This window comes from Propionivibrio dicarboxylicus, assembly GCF_900099695.1.
Classification (GTDB): domain Bacteria; phylum Pseudomonadota; class Gammaproteobacteria; order Burkholderiales; family Rhodocyclaceae; genus Propionivibrio; species Propionivibrio dicarboxylicus.
Map to the genome: position 1 here is coordinate 548206 of NZ_FNCY01000001.1, position 12992 is coordinate 561197.

16 protein-coding genes are annotated in these 12992 nt (G+C 58.9%); 11 read left to right on the forward strand and 5 right to left on the reverse strand.

Annotation, left to right across the window (positions count from 1 at the left end):
* Positions 1-151 precede the first annotated feature (151 nt).
* The 3 genes from BLR25_RS02670 (at position 152) to BLR25_RS02680 (ending at position 1815) form a co-directional block, all read left to right on the forward strand.
* Positions 152-724: a DNA-3-methyladenine glycosylase I gene (locus tag BLR25_RS02670; RefSeq protein ID WP_091933662.1), complete on the forward strand. Its 573-nt coding sequence runs from the start codon at positions 152-154 to the stop codon at positions 722-724.
* 66 nt (positions 725-790) lie between these two features.
* Positions 791-1447 (forward strand): oxygen-insensitive NAD(P)H nitroreductase, encoded by a 657-nt coding sequence (gene nfsB, locus BLR25_RS02675; RefSeq protein ID WP_091932887.1) that lies wholly within the window; start codon positions 791-793, stop codon positions 1445-1447.
* A gap of 89 nt (positions 1448-1536) precedes the next feature.
* Entirely contained in the window at positions 1537-1815 is a 279-nt protein-coding gene (locus BLR25_RS02680) for an HU family DNA-binding protein (protein WP_091932889.1), read from the forward strand.
* A gap of 13 nt (positions 1816-1828) precedes the next feature.
* On the opposite strand, the gene BLR25_RS02685 is transcribed toward BLR25_RS02680, so the two are convergent.
* A complete protein-coding gene (locus BLR25_RS02685) occupies positions 1829-3070 on the reverse strand; it encodes a GGDEF domain-containing protein (protein ID WP_091932892.1) in 1242 nt (413 codons plus the stop codon).
* A 247-nt stretch (positions 3071-3317) separates the two neighbouring features.
* Here BLR25_RS02685 and trmB point away from each other — a divergent pair, with 247 nt between their 5' ends.
* Positions 3318-4031: a tRNA (guanosine(46)-N7)-methyltransferase TrmB gene (gene trmB, locus BLR25_RS02690; RefSeq protein WP_091932895.1), complete on the forward strand. Its 714-nt coding sequence runs from the start codon at positions 3318-3320 to the stop codon at positions 4029-4031.
* 9 nt (positions 4032-4040) lie between these two features.
* On the opposite strand, the gene BLR25_RS02695 is transcribed toward trmB, so the two are convergent.
* Positions 4041-4577, reverse strand: a complete 537-nt coding sequence (locus tag BLR25_RS02695; RefSeq protein WP_091932898.1) for an energy transducer TonB — start codon at positions 4575-4577, stop codon at positions 4041-4043.
* 101 nt (positions 4578-4678) lie between these two features.
* On the opposite strand from BLR25_RS02695, the gene BLR25_RS02700 reads away from it, so the two are divergent.
* Positions 4679-5773: an ankyrin repeat domain-containing protein gene (locus tag BLR25_RS02700; protein WP_176785719.1), complete on the forward strand. Its 1095-nt coding sequence runs from the start codon at positions 4679-4681 to the stop codon at positions 5771-5773.
* A gap of 19 nt (positions 5774-5792) precedes the next feature.
* Here BLR25_RS02700 and hemW read toward each other — a convergent pair whose 3' ends face one another.
* The 3 genes from hemW to rph are packed head-to-tail and all read right to left on the reverse strand — an operon-like array spanning position 5793 to position 8268.
* Positions 5793-6968 (reverse strand): radical SAM family heme chaperone HemW, encoded by a 1176-nt coding sequence (hemW, locus tag BLR25_RS02705; RefSeq protein WP_091932904.1) that lies wholly within the window; start codon positions 6966-6968, stop codon positions 5793-5795.
* Entirely contained in the window at positions 6965-7555 is a 591-nt protein-coding gene (gene rdgB, locus BLR25_RS02710) for an RdgB/HAM1 family non-canonical purine NTP pyrophosphatase (protein WP_091932908.1), read from the reverse strand. The genes hemW and rdgB overlap by 4 nt, the downstream gene beginning before the upstream one ends.
* Positions 7552-8268 carry a ribonuclease PH gene (gene rph, locus BLR25_RS02715; RefSeq protein WP_091932911.1) on the reverse strand — a complete coding sequence of 239 codons (717 nt, stop codon included), beginning with the start codon at positions 8266-8268 and terminating at the stop codon, positions 7552-7554. The genes rdgB and rph overlap by 4 nt, the downstream gene beginning before the upstream one ends.
* 288 nt (positions 8269-8556) lie before the next feature.
* Here rph and BLR25_RS02720 point away from each other — a divergent pair, with 288 nt between their 5' ends.
* The 6 genes from BLR25_RS02720 to BLR25_RS02740 all read left to right on the forward strand — a co-directional run bounded on the left by BLR25_RS02720 (position 8557) and on the right by BLR25_RS02740 (position 12939).
* A complete protein-coding gene (locus BLR25_RS02720) occupies positions 8557-9423 on the forward strand; it encodes a YicC/YloC family endoribonuclease (RefSeq protein WP_091932915.1) in 867 nt (288 codons plus the stop codon).
* A gap of 175 nt (positions 9424-9598) precedes the next feature.
* A complete protein-coding gene (locus BLR25_RS02725) occupies positions 9599-10000 on the forward strand; it encodes an Arm DNA-binding domain-containing protein (RefSeq protein ID WP_091932918.1) in 402 nt (133 codons plus the stop codon).
* Positions 9988-11274 carry a tyrosine-type recombinase/integrase gene (locus tag BLR25_RS02730; RefSeq protein ID WP_091932921.1) on the forward strand — a complete coding sequence of 429 codons (1287 nt, stop codon included), beginning with the start codon at positions 9988-9990 and terminating at the stop codon, positions 11272-11274. Before BLR25_RS02725 ends, BLR25_RS02730 begins: the two co-directional genes overlap by 13 nt.
* A gap of 11 nt (positions 11275-11285) precedes the next feature.
* Positions 11286-11525: a hypothetical protein gene (locus BLR25_RS02735; RefSeq protein ID WP_143009742.1), complete on the forward strand. Its 240-nt coding sequence runs from the start codon at positions 11286-11288 to the stop codon at positions 11523-11525.
* A gap of 93 nt (positions 11526-11618) precedes the next feature.
* Entirely contained in the window at positions 11619-11891 is a 273-nt protein-coding gene (locus tag BLR25_RS20860; protein WP_143009743.1) for a hypothetical protein, read from the forward strand.
* Positions 11892-11985: 94 nt separating this feature from the next.
* Entirely contained in the window at positions 11986-12939 is a 954-nt protein-coding gene (locus BLR25_RS02740; RefSeq protein ID WP_143009744.1) for a hypothetical protein, read from the forward strand.
* Positions 12940-12992 lie beyond the last annotated feature (53 nt).

Here is a 12992-nt window from a genome sequence, read left to right on the forward strand (position 1 = left end):
CGAATCTGACGGATGTCGGGTTTGCCGAAGCCAGGAGTGTAGTATGGAATCGCGCCGGCCAAAATGCCGATGTTGTCGTGTGATGGTCTTCCTTGCGCTGCCGATCGTCCTCGACAGCGCGCTACACTTCGGTCATTTGAAGGAGAGGGCGATGGAACGGTGTCCGTGGTGTGAAGGGTTTGATCTGTATCGTCGCTATCACGACGAGGAATGGGGCGTTCCCGTTCATGACGATCGGGAGCTGTTCGAATTGCTTGTGCTTGAAGGCGCGCAGGCGGGCTTGTCCTGGGCCACCGTACTCAAGAAGCGGGTGCATTACCGCGAGGTGTTCGACGGTTTTGAGCCGTCCCGGATCGCTGCTTATGACGAAGCGAAGATCGCGTCCTTGCTGGCCGATCCCGGCATCATCCGCAATCGAGCCAAAGTGGCGGCGACGATCGGCAATGCGCGGGCGTATCTCGAACTGACGGCGGGTGGCACGCGCTTGCGGGATTTCCTCTGGCGCTTTGTCGACGATGCGCCAATCCAGAATGACTGGCACGCGCCGGGCGAGGTGCCGGCGGCGACGCCCCGTTCGGATGCGATGAGCAAGGCGCTGGTGCGCGCCGGCTTCAAGTTCGTCGGGACGACCATCTGTTATGCCTTCATGCAGGCGACGGGCATGGTCAACGATCACCTGATCACTTGTTTTCGCCATCAGGCCGTCCGGGCGCTGGCCCGCTAAGGGCAGTGGTGGTGGCCGGCTACGGTAAAATCGGCCGCGTCGATGCAATTCAATTGGAGTACTGTCATGGATATCACCCAGGTGGCGCTTTCGCGCCGCACTTGCAAAGCCTACGATCCGAGCCGGAAAGTGTCGCCAGCCGACGTCGAACAGCTGAAGACCCTGCTGCGCTACGCGCCTTCGTCGGTCAATTCGCAGCCCTGGCACTTTTTTATCGTCTCGACCGATGCCGCCAAGCAGCGACTCGCCAGGGCCGCCAAAGCGAGCACGTATGCGGCGAACGAGCCCAAGATCCTCAATGCCTCGCATGTCATCGTATTCTGCGCGCGCACGTCGATGGACGACGATCATCTGACGGCGGTGCTGGATCAGGAAGATCGCGACGGCCGCTTCCCCAAGCCGGAGGGCAAGGAAACGCAGCGGCGTGGGCGCAGTTTTTACGCCGGGTTGCACCGTTATGATTTCAAGGACACGCAGCACTGGATGGAGAAGCAGGTCTACATTGCCCTGGGGACCTTGCTGTTCGGTGCATCGGCCTTGGGAATCGACGCGACCCCGATCGAAGGATTTGACCAGCGCATCGTTAACGAGGAACTCGACCTGCGTTCGCAGGGTCTGACCAGCGTGGTAATGGCTGCGCTGGGTTATCGCAGCCAGGACGATTTCAATGCCGACTTGCCGAAATCACGTCTGCCTGCCGAGACGCTTTTTACCGAAATCTAGCGTCGAGAGAACCGACAACCCGTGCGGGGCTTGGAAAACCGTCCGTTCTCCAGTATCCTCGCGCCCTTTTTTGAAGCCAAGGAGATGCAATGAACAAATCCGAACTGATTGAACTGATCGCCCAGGATGCCGATCTGTCGAAAGCAGCAGCGGCGCGCGCGCTCGATTCCGTCGTGGACAACATCACGAAGGCCGTAGCGGCTGGCGACAGCGTCACCTTGGTGGGATTTGGCGCGTTCAAGGCGACCAAGCGCGCCGCGCGTGAAGGCAAGAACCCGAAGACCGGCGAGAAGCTGGTCATCCCCGAGGCAACGGTGCCGAAGTTCTCGGCCGGCGCAGCGTTCAAGAGCGCCGTCGCCAAGAAGTAAGACCCGGCACGCTTCAATCGAGGGCCGAAATACCGACGATCCGGTTTCGGCCCTTTTCTTTTGCCTCGTACAGGGCTTTGTCGGCACGGCCCATCAGGGTGTCGATGCTGTCGTCCTGGCTGCAGGTGGCGACGCCGAACGAGGCGGTTACCGAAAGCGCCGGTAAGCTGTCGACAAGCGCTGCGGAAGCAAGATCGCGGCGGAGGCGCTCGGCACAGGCGAGCGCTTCTTCCAGGCCAGTGTTGGGCAGGATGCAGAGAAATTCCTCGCCACCCCAGCGGCCCATGCGGTCGATTTCGCGGAGTCCGGCGAGAATTCTGGCGGTGGTCGCCTTGAGTACCAGATCGCCGGTGTGGTGGCCGTAAACGTCGTTGATCCGTTTGAAATGGTCGATGTCGAGCAGGATCAGCGAGAATTGGTTGGCATAACGGTGGAAAGTCTGGAAATTACGTTCGAGTTCCTCGACGAGGTGCCTCCGGTTGGCGACGCCGGTCAGTGCGTCCTGACGTGCCAGCACTTGCAGGCTTTCGTTCGCCGCGTTGAGTTTCTGGTTCGCTTCCTCGATCTGGCGTGACTGTGCCTGCAGGCTCTTGCGCAGGTCGAGTTCACGCAGATGGCTTTCCTTGGCCTCGATCAGGGCGGCTTCCCGTTCCATTTCGTGCATCATGGCCTGTTTTGTCAGTCGCGCGGTGCTGCGGGCGATGGCGCAGAGAACGATCGTATAGACGACGGTGCCGGTAACGAAGGCCGCTTGTTGGTGCGGGGTCAGGAATGGAGTGCTGCCGAGCAGGTAGAGCGTCATCAAGCCCATTTGCGAGAGCAGAAAGCCGAGATAGACCGGCAGGATGACGCTGAGCGAATTCAGGGCGATGCCGGTGGTGCCGGCGATCGCCCCGAACTTGAACATGAACAGGAAATCGATGCGGCCGGTATCGAGCACGAACCAGATCGCGCCCCAGCCGAGTCCGTTGAGCACGTTGATGACAATCTGGCTGTTACGCCGCAGCAAGACGTTGTGCGTCGCCGGGGATCGGCGCGAGAGTATGCCGATGGCAGCGATGCGCATGATCTGCACGGCGCTCATGTAAATACTCCAGGCGACAATCGGCAGTCTGGCGACGGCGTCCCAATGAACCCAGCCAATCATCGCGATGGCGGCGATTGAAAGGGTGGCAGTGATGCGCTCGCGTTGCGCCAACTCGTTCACTTGCGCGGCCAATAGCCGCGTGTTCAGCATTTCTGCGAGTTTGCGCATGGGGCGTCGGGTCGGTGGGGATGGAGGTTGCTTTGTCAGCTTGACGACAATCCATATGGTATATGAGTGATGGTGGCGGCGGCCAGCACTATTGACATGTTCTTTGTCGATGAATTGCGGTATGACGCCGCCGCCGGTAGGCCGTGGACGGGCATGGTAGAATCGCGGCCCGCGTCCGCGGGTGAGCCACGGAACGAGCAGAAACAGATGGACGAATTCCGGCGGTCGGCCGGAGAGGGGTAAAAGCGTGAACGATATCGATATCTCCGACAGCGAAAACGTGTACACGGCCGGGCGTGCCGGGCATATCCGCAGCTTCGTCCTGCGCCAGGGCCGGGTGTCCAATGCGCAGCAGCGCTATTACACCGAAATGATGGCCAGGATCGGTATTCCGTATGCGAACGCGCCGCTCGACTTCGATGCGGTGTTCGGTCGTTCGGCGCCGCGCATTCTCGAAATCGGCTTTGGCATGGGCGAGACGTCGGCAACGATTGCCGAAGCCAATCCGCATCAGGATTACATCGGCGTCGAAGTGCATACGCCGGGCGTTGGCAGCCTGTGCAAGCTCATCGCCGAGAAGAGTCTCGCCAATCTGCGGATCGTCCAGCACGATGCCGTTGAAGTCCTGCGTGACATGATTCCCGAGGGCTGCCTCGACGGCGTGCATATTTTCTTTCCGGATCCCTGGCCGAAAGCGCGGCATCACAAACGCCGCCTGATCCAGTCGCCGCTGGTTGCGACACTGGCACGGCGGCTCAAGCCGGGCGGCTATCTGCATTGCGCCACCGACTGGGAAAATTATGCCGAGCAGATGCTCGCGGTGCTGGCCGACGAGCCCTCGCTGCAGAATACGGCATCGGGGTTCGCGCCGCGTCCCGACTACCGTCCGTTGACCAAGTTCGAGCAGCGTGGCTTGCGCCTCGGTCACGGCGTTTGGGATGTGATTTTCCGGCGCCGCTAGTCGTACCGATTACTGCAGGCGGAATATCACTGGCAGGATCAGTTCGCGTCCGTTACCGCCGGCGAGTTGCCCCATGGCGTAGGCGGCGCGGATGGCGGCATTGTCGAGGATGGCATGGCCGCTGCTGGCGGCAACGGCGACATCTTCGATCGTCCCGCTGGGCGATAGCCTGAGGATCAGCCGAACCTCGCCCTGAATGCCGCGGGCGACCGCTTCGGGCGGATAAAAAAGATGCTGGGACAATTTGCGCTGGGCGGCTTGCACGTTCTGCTTGGCCGGCATTTTTTGCGGCGGCGACGTCTTGACGGGCGGCGACGCTTTGGGGGGCGGTGGCGTCGGCTCGGAACGGGCTTTTTCGCTACTCTCGTCGAGGGTGTTTTTCAGTAACGTGTCGGCGGGCGGCGGCGTCACCGGCGGCATCCGCAGGGTGGCCTGCAAGGCAGCGGGGCGGGACGGGGCGGCGAGGCGCTTGAAGACATCGGGCAGGAGTAGCACGCCGTGCAGGATGAAAGAGAGCGCGAAGGCAATGAGAAGACGGGACGGCATGGCGCCCGTATTTTCCTACAAAACCTGGCGTAATATCGTGCTTTTGCGGAGTGGCAAGGACGGTTCGGATGTATCGATGGGCGAAATTTGGCAGATGTGCGGTGGTTTTTCTGGCCTTGGCCGGCTCGTTTGCCTGGGCTGCCGCGCCCGATCCTTTCACTTTTTCCTTTACGGTCGAGCGAGGCGATCTCAACCGGGTCCGGAATTGGTTCGATGAGGGGCTGGATCCGGAATTCGTCGGTGCCGAGATCGGTACCGGCCTGATGATCGCCGCCTGGAACGGCAATATCCCGATGATGGCCCTGTTCGTCGAGCGCGGCGCCAATCCACGGCGGGCCAACCGGAATGGTGAGCAACCCCTGCAACTGGCGGCCTGGAACAATCACGTCGAGGCGGTCAAATGGCTGCTCGATCATGGTGCGGCGCTCAACCGCGAAGGGAATTACTGGGGCGCGCTGCATTACGCCGTGTTCAATGGCCATAACGAATTGGCCAAGTACCTGATCGGTCTCGGTGCCGAAGTGAACGCCAAGTCGCCGAACGGCTCGACGCCCTTGATGATGGCGGCGCGCGAAGGGCGCGAGGACCTGGCGAAAGTGTTGATGGAATCGGGCGCCGACCCCAGAAGCAAGAACGACTGGGGCGATTCGGCCCTGACCTTGGCGATGCGTTATGACCACTACCGGCTGGGCAAGATGATTTCTTCGTCCGAGGAGTTCGCCATTGCCGTCAAGGCGCCGAAGGAAAGTTTTGGCGAGCCGGTGCGCTCGGCGGCGGCGCCGAGCGAAATCGAGCAATTGTTGCGGCAGATCCGTGAAGCCGAAGTGGCCGGTCAGTCGTCAGAGGAATTGCGCAAGAAGTTGATGGAGGCGGTCGGTGCGTTCCGTCGTTCGTCGATCGTCGTCGGCCCTTCGCGCCGGCCGATGCCTCTGCCCTATCAGCCGCGTTCGCTGGTGATTACCGCCAAGCGGGGGGCTTTGGGCAGCGAACGCGCCCAGGTGGTCGTCAATGGCAAGCCGGCGGCGCCAGTCGCGCCGACAGGAACGATCAGCATCACGCCCAGTCAACCGGCGCGACCGACGGCTGGCCAGGTCGCCGAATTGATGCGCCAGATTCGTCTGGCCGAGGCACAGGGGCGGCCGGCGGACGACTTGCGCAAGCAACTGTTTGATACCGTCGAGCAGATGAAGCAATAAGGCTACGGCGCCGCGCTCCTCACTCTGCTTCGGCGATGAAACCTTGCAGGAGCTGGTTGAGGAAGCGCTGACCGCGCGCCGTCGGTGCGATGCGCTCGGCATTACGTTCGAGCAGGCCGGCTGCTTCGGCCCGTTGTAGCGGCGCTTCGATGCCTTCGAGCGCAAGGCCGGTGCGCTCGCCGAAAAGCGCCGGGGCGAAACCCTGATTCAGGCGCAAGGCATTCATCATGAATTCGAAGGGCAGGTCTTCGACGTCGACGGTGAATTCATCCTGCACCGGGGTGCCGGCCGCCGTTTGCGCCAGGTACTGTTTGGGCAGTTTCCAGCGCATCTGGCGCAGGACCGAACGGCTGTCCTCGCCGGGGATGGTCAGCTTTCCGTGGGCGCCGGCGCCGATGCCGAGGTAATCGCCAAAGGTCCAGTAATTGAGATTGTGGCGGCATTGACGGCCCGGGCGGGCGAAGGCGGATGTCTCGTAGTGCTGGTAGCCGGCATCGGCGAGCCGGGCCTCGATGGCTTCCTGCATGTCGGCGCACAGGTCGGCTTCGGGGACAGGCGGCGGTGCAGCGGCGAAGGCGGTGTTGGGTTCGAGCGTGAGTTGGTAGCAAGAGAGATGCGGCGGTGCGAAACCGAGTGCCCGCTCAAGGTCGTCCAGCGCTTCCGTCAGGGTTTGACGCGGCAGACCGTACATCAGGTCGAGGTTGAAATTATCGAAGTGTTCGGCGGCGATCTCGATGGCGCGGCAGGCGTCGCGGTCATCGTGGATGCGTCCTAGCGCGTGCAGGTGGGGCGGGTTGAAACTCTGGATGCCGAGCGAGAGGCGATTGACGCCGGCGTCGCGGAAAGCGGCGAATTTTTCGGATTCGACGGTGCCGGGATTGGCTTCCAGCGTGATCTCGGCGCCGTGGATCAGCGGCAGACGCGCGCGAAAGGCGGCCAGCAGCGTGGCGATGCTTTCGCCCGAGAGCAGGCTGGGCGTGCCGCCGCCGAAGAAGACGCTGCTGATGCGTCGTCCCCAGACCAGCGGCAGCGCCGACTCGAGGTCGGCAATCAGCGCGGCGACATACTCGGCTTCGGGCAGCGTGTCACGCAAGGCATGCGAGTTGAAGTCGCAGTACGGGCACTTCTGTACGCACCAGGGAACATGCACATAAAGCGACAACGGGATCGGCGCGAACGCCTCGGGTACTGTCATGCGCGGCGAGCCTGGAGACGCTGGATCAATGCTTGCAGGGCGAGACCGCGGTGCGAACAGCGATTCTTCTCGGCGGCGTCGAGTTCGGCGGCAGTCTTGCCGAACTCGGGCAGCAGAAAGTAGGGATCGTAGCCAAAGCCGCCGGCGCCGCGCGGCGCGCTGACGATTTCTCCGTGCCATTCGCCCTCGGCGATGATCGGTTGCGGATCGTCGGCATGTCGCACGAAGACCAGCACGCAGACATAATGCCCGCGCTTGTCGGCATGCGGCGTGAGCTCCGCGACGAGCTTCTGGTTGTTGCGCTCATCCGATTTCGGTTCGCCGGCATAGCGCGCCGAGTAGACGCCGGGCGCGCCGCCCAGGGCGTGAACGCAGAGACCGGAATCGTCCGCCAATGCCGGCAGTCCGGTGACGCGCGAGGCGTGGCGGGCTTTCTCCAGCGCATTCTCGACGAAGGTGTGATGCGGCTCCTCGCATTCGGGAACGCCGAGTTCCTTCTGCGCGATGGTTTCCCAGCCGAGCGGCGCGAGCAACTGGCCGAATTCGCGCAGTTTGCCGGGGTTGTTGGAGGCGACGACGAGCTTCATGAGCCGATGGCCTCCTTTTGGCGCCGGATGAGTTCGCGGATGCCGGCTTCGGCGAGATCGACGAGTGCGTCCATCTGCGCCCGCGAGAAGGGTTCGCCTTCGGCTGTACCCTGGATTTCGACGAGGCCGCCGCTGCCGGTCATGACGACGTTCATGTCGGTGTCGCAGTCCGAATCTTCGGGATAATCGAGGTCGAGCACCTGAGCGCCCTCGAAGATGCCGACCGAGATGGCGGCAACGTGATCGCGCAACGGATTGGTGGCGATCTTGCCGTCCTTGACCAGTCCTTCGCAGGCGTCATGGAGGGCGATCCAGGCGCCGGTGATCGAGGCGCAGCGGGTACCGCCATCGGCCTGAATCACGTCGCAGTCAAGCGTGATCTGGCGTTCGCCGAGGGCGACGAGATCGGTGACGGCGCGCAGCGAGCGGCCGATCAGGCGCTGAATTTCCTGGGTGCGGCCGGTTTGCTTGCCCTTGGCCGCTTCGCGGGCGCTGCGGGTATGGGTCGAGCGGGGCAGCATGCCGTATTCGGCAGTCACCCAACCCTGGCCTTTACCGCGCAGGAAGGGAGGAAGCGACTCTTCGACGCTGGCGGTGCAGAGCACGCGGGTGTTGCCCATCTCGATGAGCACCGAGCCTTCGGCATGGCAGGTGAAATTCCGGGTGATGCGGATCGGGCGAAGTTCGTTCTGTTGACGTTGGCTGGGACGCATAGTGTTCCTGTATCGAGGGCAATTAAACGGGATGTTTGGGTCGGGAAGTCGTTTGGGCTTTGTTCTGGCATTGCTATCCGCGAGATCGCAGTACAGCGGTCCGAACAGTCGCCAGGACGTCGGCAGCGATTGCCGACACGGTGCCGGACTGCTGAGAGTCAGTCGGCTCGGCTTGTTGGACGGTCGGAATCGAAGCTATCATGACACTTTGGCATTGTCGGGGTTTGCCCTCGGGCTGTAAAGCCGACGGCCAACGGCCTTTCTCTCTTCCTTTTGTCCAGGACCTCCATGATCTACAGCATGACCGGTTATGCGGTGCGCACGCTCGATGTCGAGTGCGGCACGCTGCACCTTGAACTCAAGAGCGTCAACTCGCGCTATCTCGATTTTCAGTTCCGCATTTGCGAGGAGTTGCGCGCGGCCGAATTGCCCTTGCGCGAGATGTTCAGCGCCAAACTGTCGCGCGGCAAGATCGAATGCCGCGTCGGTTTTGCCGCCAAGGCGTCGACGCAACAGGCGCTGACCGTCAATGCCGATCTGCTGCAATGCCTGAAAGGGCTGGAAGCGCAGGTGCTGACGGAGTTGCCGGGCGCCCGTGCGCTGTCGGTGGCTGAAGTGCTGCGCTGGCCGGGCATGTTCGGCGACGATGCGCTCGATACTGACAGCTTGGTGCCGCAAGCCTTGGCATTGGCCAAGCAGGTGCTCGACGATTTTGCCGCGAGCCGCGCGCGCGAAGGCCAGAAGCTTGGCGACGTCATCCTCGAGCGCGTTGCCCGGATCCGCGATCTGGTGCGCGAAGTGACGCCGCGGATTCCGGCGGCCCAGGCGGCTTTCCAGGAAAAGCTCAAGCAGCGCCTCGTCGATGCGCTCGGCAGTGCCGATGACGAACGGATTCGCCAGGAGGTCGCTGTCTTTGCCGTGCGTATCGACGTGGCTGAAGAGCTGGCGCGGCTGTCGACGCATCTGGACGAGGTCGAGCGCGTCATCAAGTCTGGTGGCGCCTGTGGCAAGCGTCTCGATTTCCTGATGCAGGAACTCAATCGCGAAGCCAATACGCTGGGGTCGAAGTCAGTGGTGGCCGAAGTGTCGCAGACGGCGATGGACCTCAAGCTGCTGATCGAGCAAATGCGCGAACAGATTCAGAATTTGGAGTAACGTTTCTCGGCGTCTCACACCGGGTCTGCAAAACGATAAAAGCCGCTAACCATGCGGCTTTTTTGTATCTATGCATTGCATGTCGTCTCATAAAAGCGCAGAATTTGTGTGCACCTCTATGAGAACCCCTTTGTTATTTGATCTGTAAATAGGAGGTGCTTACTGAGGTTGTGCCATGAGAAAACTGACGGATAAGTTGATTGCTTCTTGGATAGAAGCAGATGAGCGTTTCGAGATGCGAGGCGATGGAGGCGGGTTATATCTCTCGTTTCGGCAGAGTTTCAAATTTCCGTGTTGGTTGTTCCGATTTACGCAGGACGGTGAGCAACACAAGCTTTCCCTCGGTAGTTATCCGGATCTCTCGTTAGATAAGGCACGCGAACTAGCGCGCAGTTATCGGAAGTTGATCGAAGAAGGGGAAAGCGTGGTGGCCTCTATAGGTAACAAACGCAGGAAGGACAGCGACAAGCAATTGGCAATAACGTTTTCTGCCTTGCTGCGAGAGGCGTCACTTAGAGGGGCAAAGCGAATGACCGTGTCCATAGAGTTTGAAGGAGGAGACTTATGGGCAAGCTAACTGATATTCAGATCAGGGCGTGGATCAAAGCAAACGAACGATTTGAGCAAAGAGGTGATGGCGATGGCCTTTGCCTGTGTTTTCGTGAAAATTATGCTGTTCCGGTGTGGAAATTTCGTTATCGCTTTGCAGGAAAGCAGCGAATCGTAATTCTCGGTAGCTATTCCGTGTTGTCGTTGGCCGATGCCCGCAAGACGGCAAAGGAGTTATCGGCGCGTGTTGCCCTTGGTCATGACGTTGCTGGTGAGAAGCAGGAACGCAAGAAAGCGGCAATTGCCAAGATAGAGGCCGAGAAAAACGCCGTGACGGTGGCGCAACTCTGCGACGAATTCTTTGAGCGCATCATTCTGCCGACATGGAAGCATTCCGACATCGTGCGCCGTCGGATTGAGAACGACATCAAGCCATGTATCGGCAAGATGAAAGCCGAAGACGTCAAACCACGAGACGTCGACGACATGCTGCAAACCATCGTTAAGCGCGGGGCTCCCACAATAGCCAATGACGTGCTTCGCTGGACAAAGCGAATTTTTGACTTCGCAGTCAAGCGCCATGTGGTGATCTACAACCCGGCATCTGCTTTTGATCCATCGGACGCGGGCGGGAAAGAAGAAAGCCGGGATCGTTGGCTAACCCGCGAGGAAATTATTCAGCTATTCCAGGTCATGCGGGAAATGCTCGGGACGTTCTCGGTTGAAAACCTTTATGCCGTCCGCCTTCTTCTCTTGTTGGCTGTCCGTAAGGAAGAATTGATTGCGGCTCCATGGTCCGAGTTTGACCTTGATAACGCAGTCTGGCACCTGCCGGCAGAGCGTACCAAGACCAGCTCAGCGATCGATATTCCCTTGCCGCCGCTAGCACTGGAAACGCTCAAGGAATTGCACCGCCTGGCGAACGGCAGAATCTGTGTTTTCCCTGCCCGTAAGGCTCAGCACCGGATGATTCCACATATCGACCTGAACACGCTGAATGCCGCGATGGCAAAACACATTCGGCCCCGACTCAAAGACGTTCCGAACTTCACGATTCACGATTTTCGCCGTACGGCCCGGACGCACCTAGCGGCGCTGGGCGTCGATCCTTTCGTGGCAGAGCGCTGCTTAAACCACAAGATCAAAGGCGTGGAGGGTATCTACAACCGTCACGATTACTTTGACGAACGCAAAGCAGCCCTGAACGAATGGGCGAATCTATTGAAGGCTTTGGAAGAGGGAAAACCCGACTACAACGTTATTCCGATGAAGAAGGCTAAGAAAGGCAACACCGCCACCTGACGAATCTAGTGGTGACCAGAAAGGAAAATATGCAGGTTGAGAAAATAGCGGATGCTGCCCAGGTGCTCGGCGAGTTGTCAGATAACTTCCTGAACATGCCAGAGAATGTAAGGCAATGCGTGCAAGCCAGCCTACATCTCGAGATAACACGGACATATCTCTTGGAGTTGGCGAAGGGCTTGACCGAAGGGAAGGAGCCTTACGACGCGATGATTCAAGCGGCTCAAGGAATGACGAGAATATTTCCCTAATCACGCCGCCCGACGTTTTCGGGCAAAGCGGGCGGGCGAAGTGCGCCAACACAACGCCAGCCCTAACCACAACGCAATACAGGAGATTGCATCATGGCTAACGCGAATAATACTTCCACCCAGAAAAGCCCGGCTAATCAAATTACCAAAAGCGACATCGAAAGCGCCAGGATTTATCTGTCTGGCTGCGAGGCTTTGTCAGCAATTGCTAATGCTGTTGAGATTCTTTCTTCTCTCGACCCAAAACCAGAAAAATTATTCTCCCATACGATAACAAGGCTAATGACTCACGCTGTATATCTGGCTGATAGTGTAGATAACGATGTGGGATGTTTTATTGAAGAAGTGGAAAAATCTATCATGTAATCAGTCAAGCCGCGCCTAGTCCGACGGGACGAAAACCGGGACACCCTTACCTGGCTGGCGTGGCTACCTAACGGGGGAGCGACGAAGGGGCGCTATGGCAAAGGAATATTATTCTTATCTTGTGCACTTGCTAATGTTCTTTGACCCACGGTCAAAAGAAGTGCCAAGCTATCCGTTTGCGCACTTACCAAAGATTGCTAACCGAGCTCGAGTGCTATTGGAGTCAAGGACAGTCGAAGAAATACTAAAAATGGCACGAGGTCTAGACTTTGCGATCTTTTGTCATAGGTCAGATGCGCTTGACGACGAAATCAGTCGCCTACAAGAAATATTGAACACTCCCAGACGATGGAAGCGCGAACCAGCCTGGATTGAACAAGAGTACGACAGGGCGTTAGAGTTTTTCGAATGGGTTGGAAGTATGGAAAGCGAGAACGGAGAAGAATATGGGGGGCAATGGCAACTCAAAGAAGATGCTAGAGATAAGTTGATGTTGGACGGGCCATATTCAACCGATACCGATGCCGAAGTTTTGAGAATATTGGCGAGAGGCTATGCCGCAGAAGATGTAAACGACATTGCGAATGCAACCTATTCAGAGCTATTCGCAACATTGGCGCTGTGCAGAATAGCTGAAACGGCCTCAGCCCTGAAACCAGACAAGCAATTTAATTTCGGCCATGAAATTAATATGGCTGTCGCTGGCGAGAATGCTATTGAAGCGATGGATGCAGTCTGTTTTGCTGAGCACTTTCGTTACATGGAAGATGAGGCAAAGATACGGGCCATGCGCGAACACGAAGCGTGCATGCTCAGATCAGAGAATGCGAAAAAACTAAATAGTGAAAGGCACCGCGAAAACTATGAAGCAAAGAGCATCGTCGTTGCCGAGTGGGAAAAAGACATTTCGCGATTTAGTAGTGCAGACATGGCAGGTGTACATATCGCGAGTTGGCTGCTAGAGACGAAGGGTATTGAAAAGACTCCGAGGACAGTTGCGGGGTGGATTCGTGAGCATGCAAAGAAAATCGGAGTGAGATTTAGATAACAGTTTCCGAGCGGAGACTGTACAGCCTCAATCAGAAAATGTACGGCGTCCGT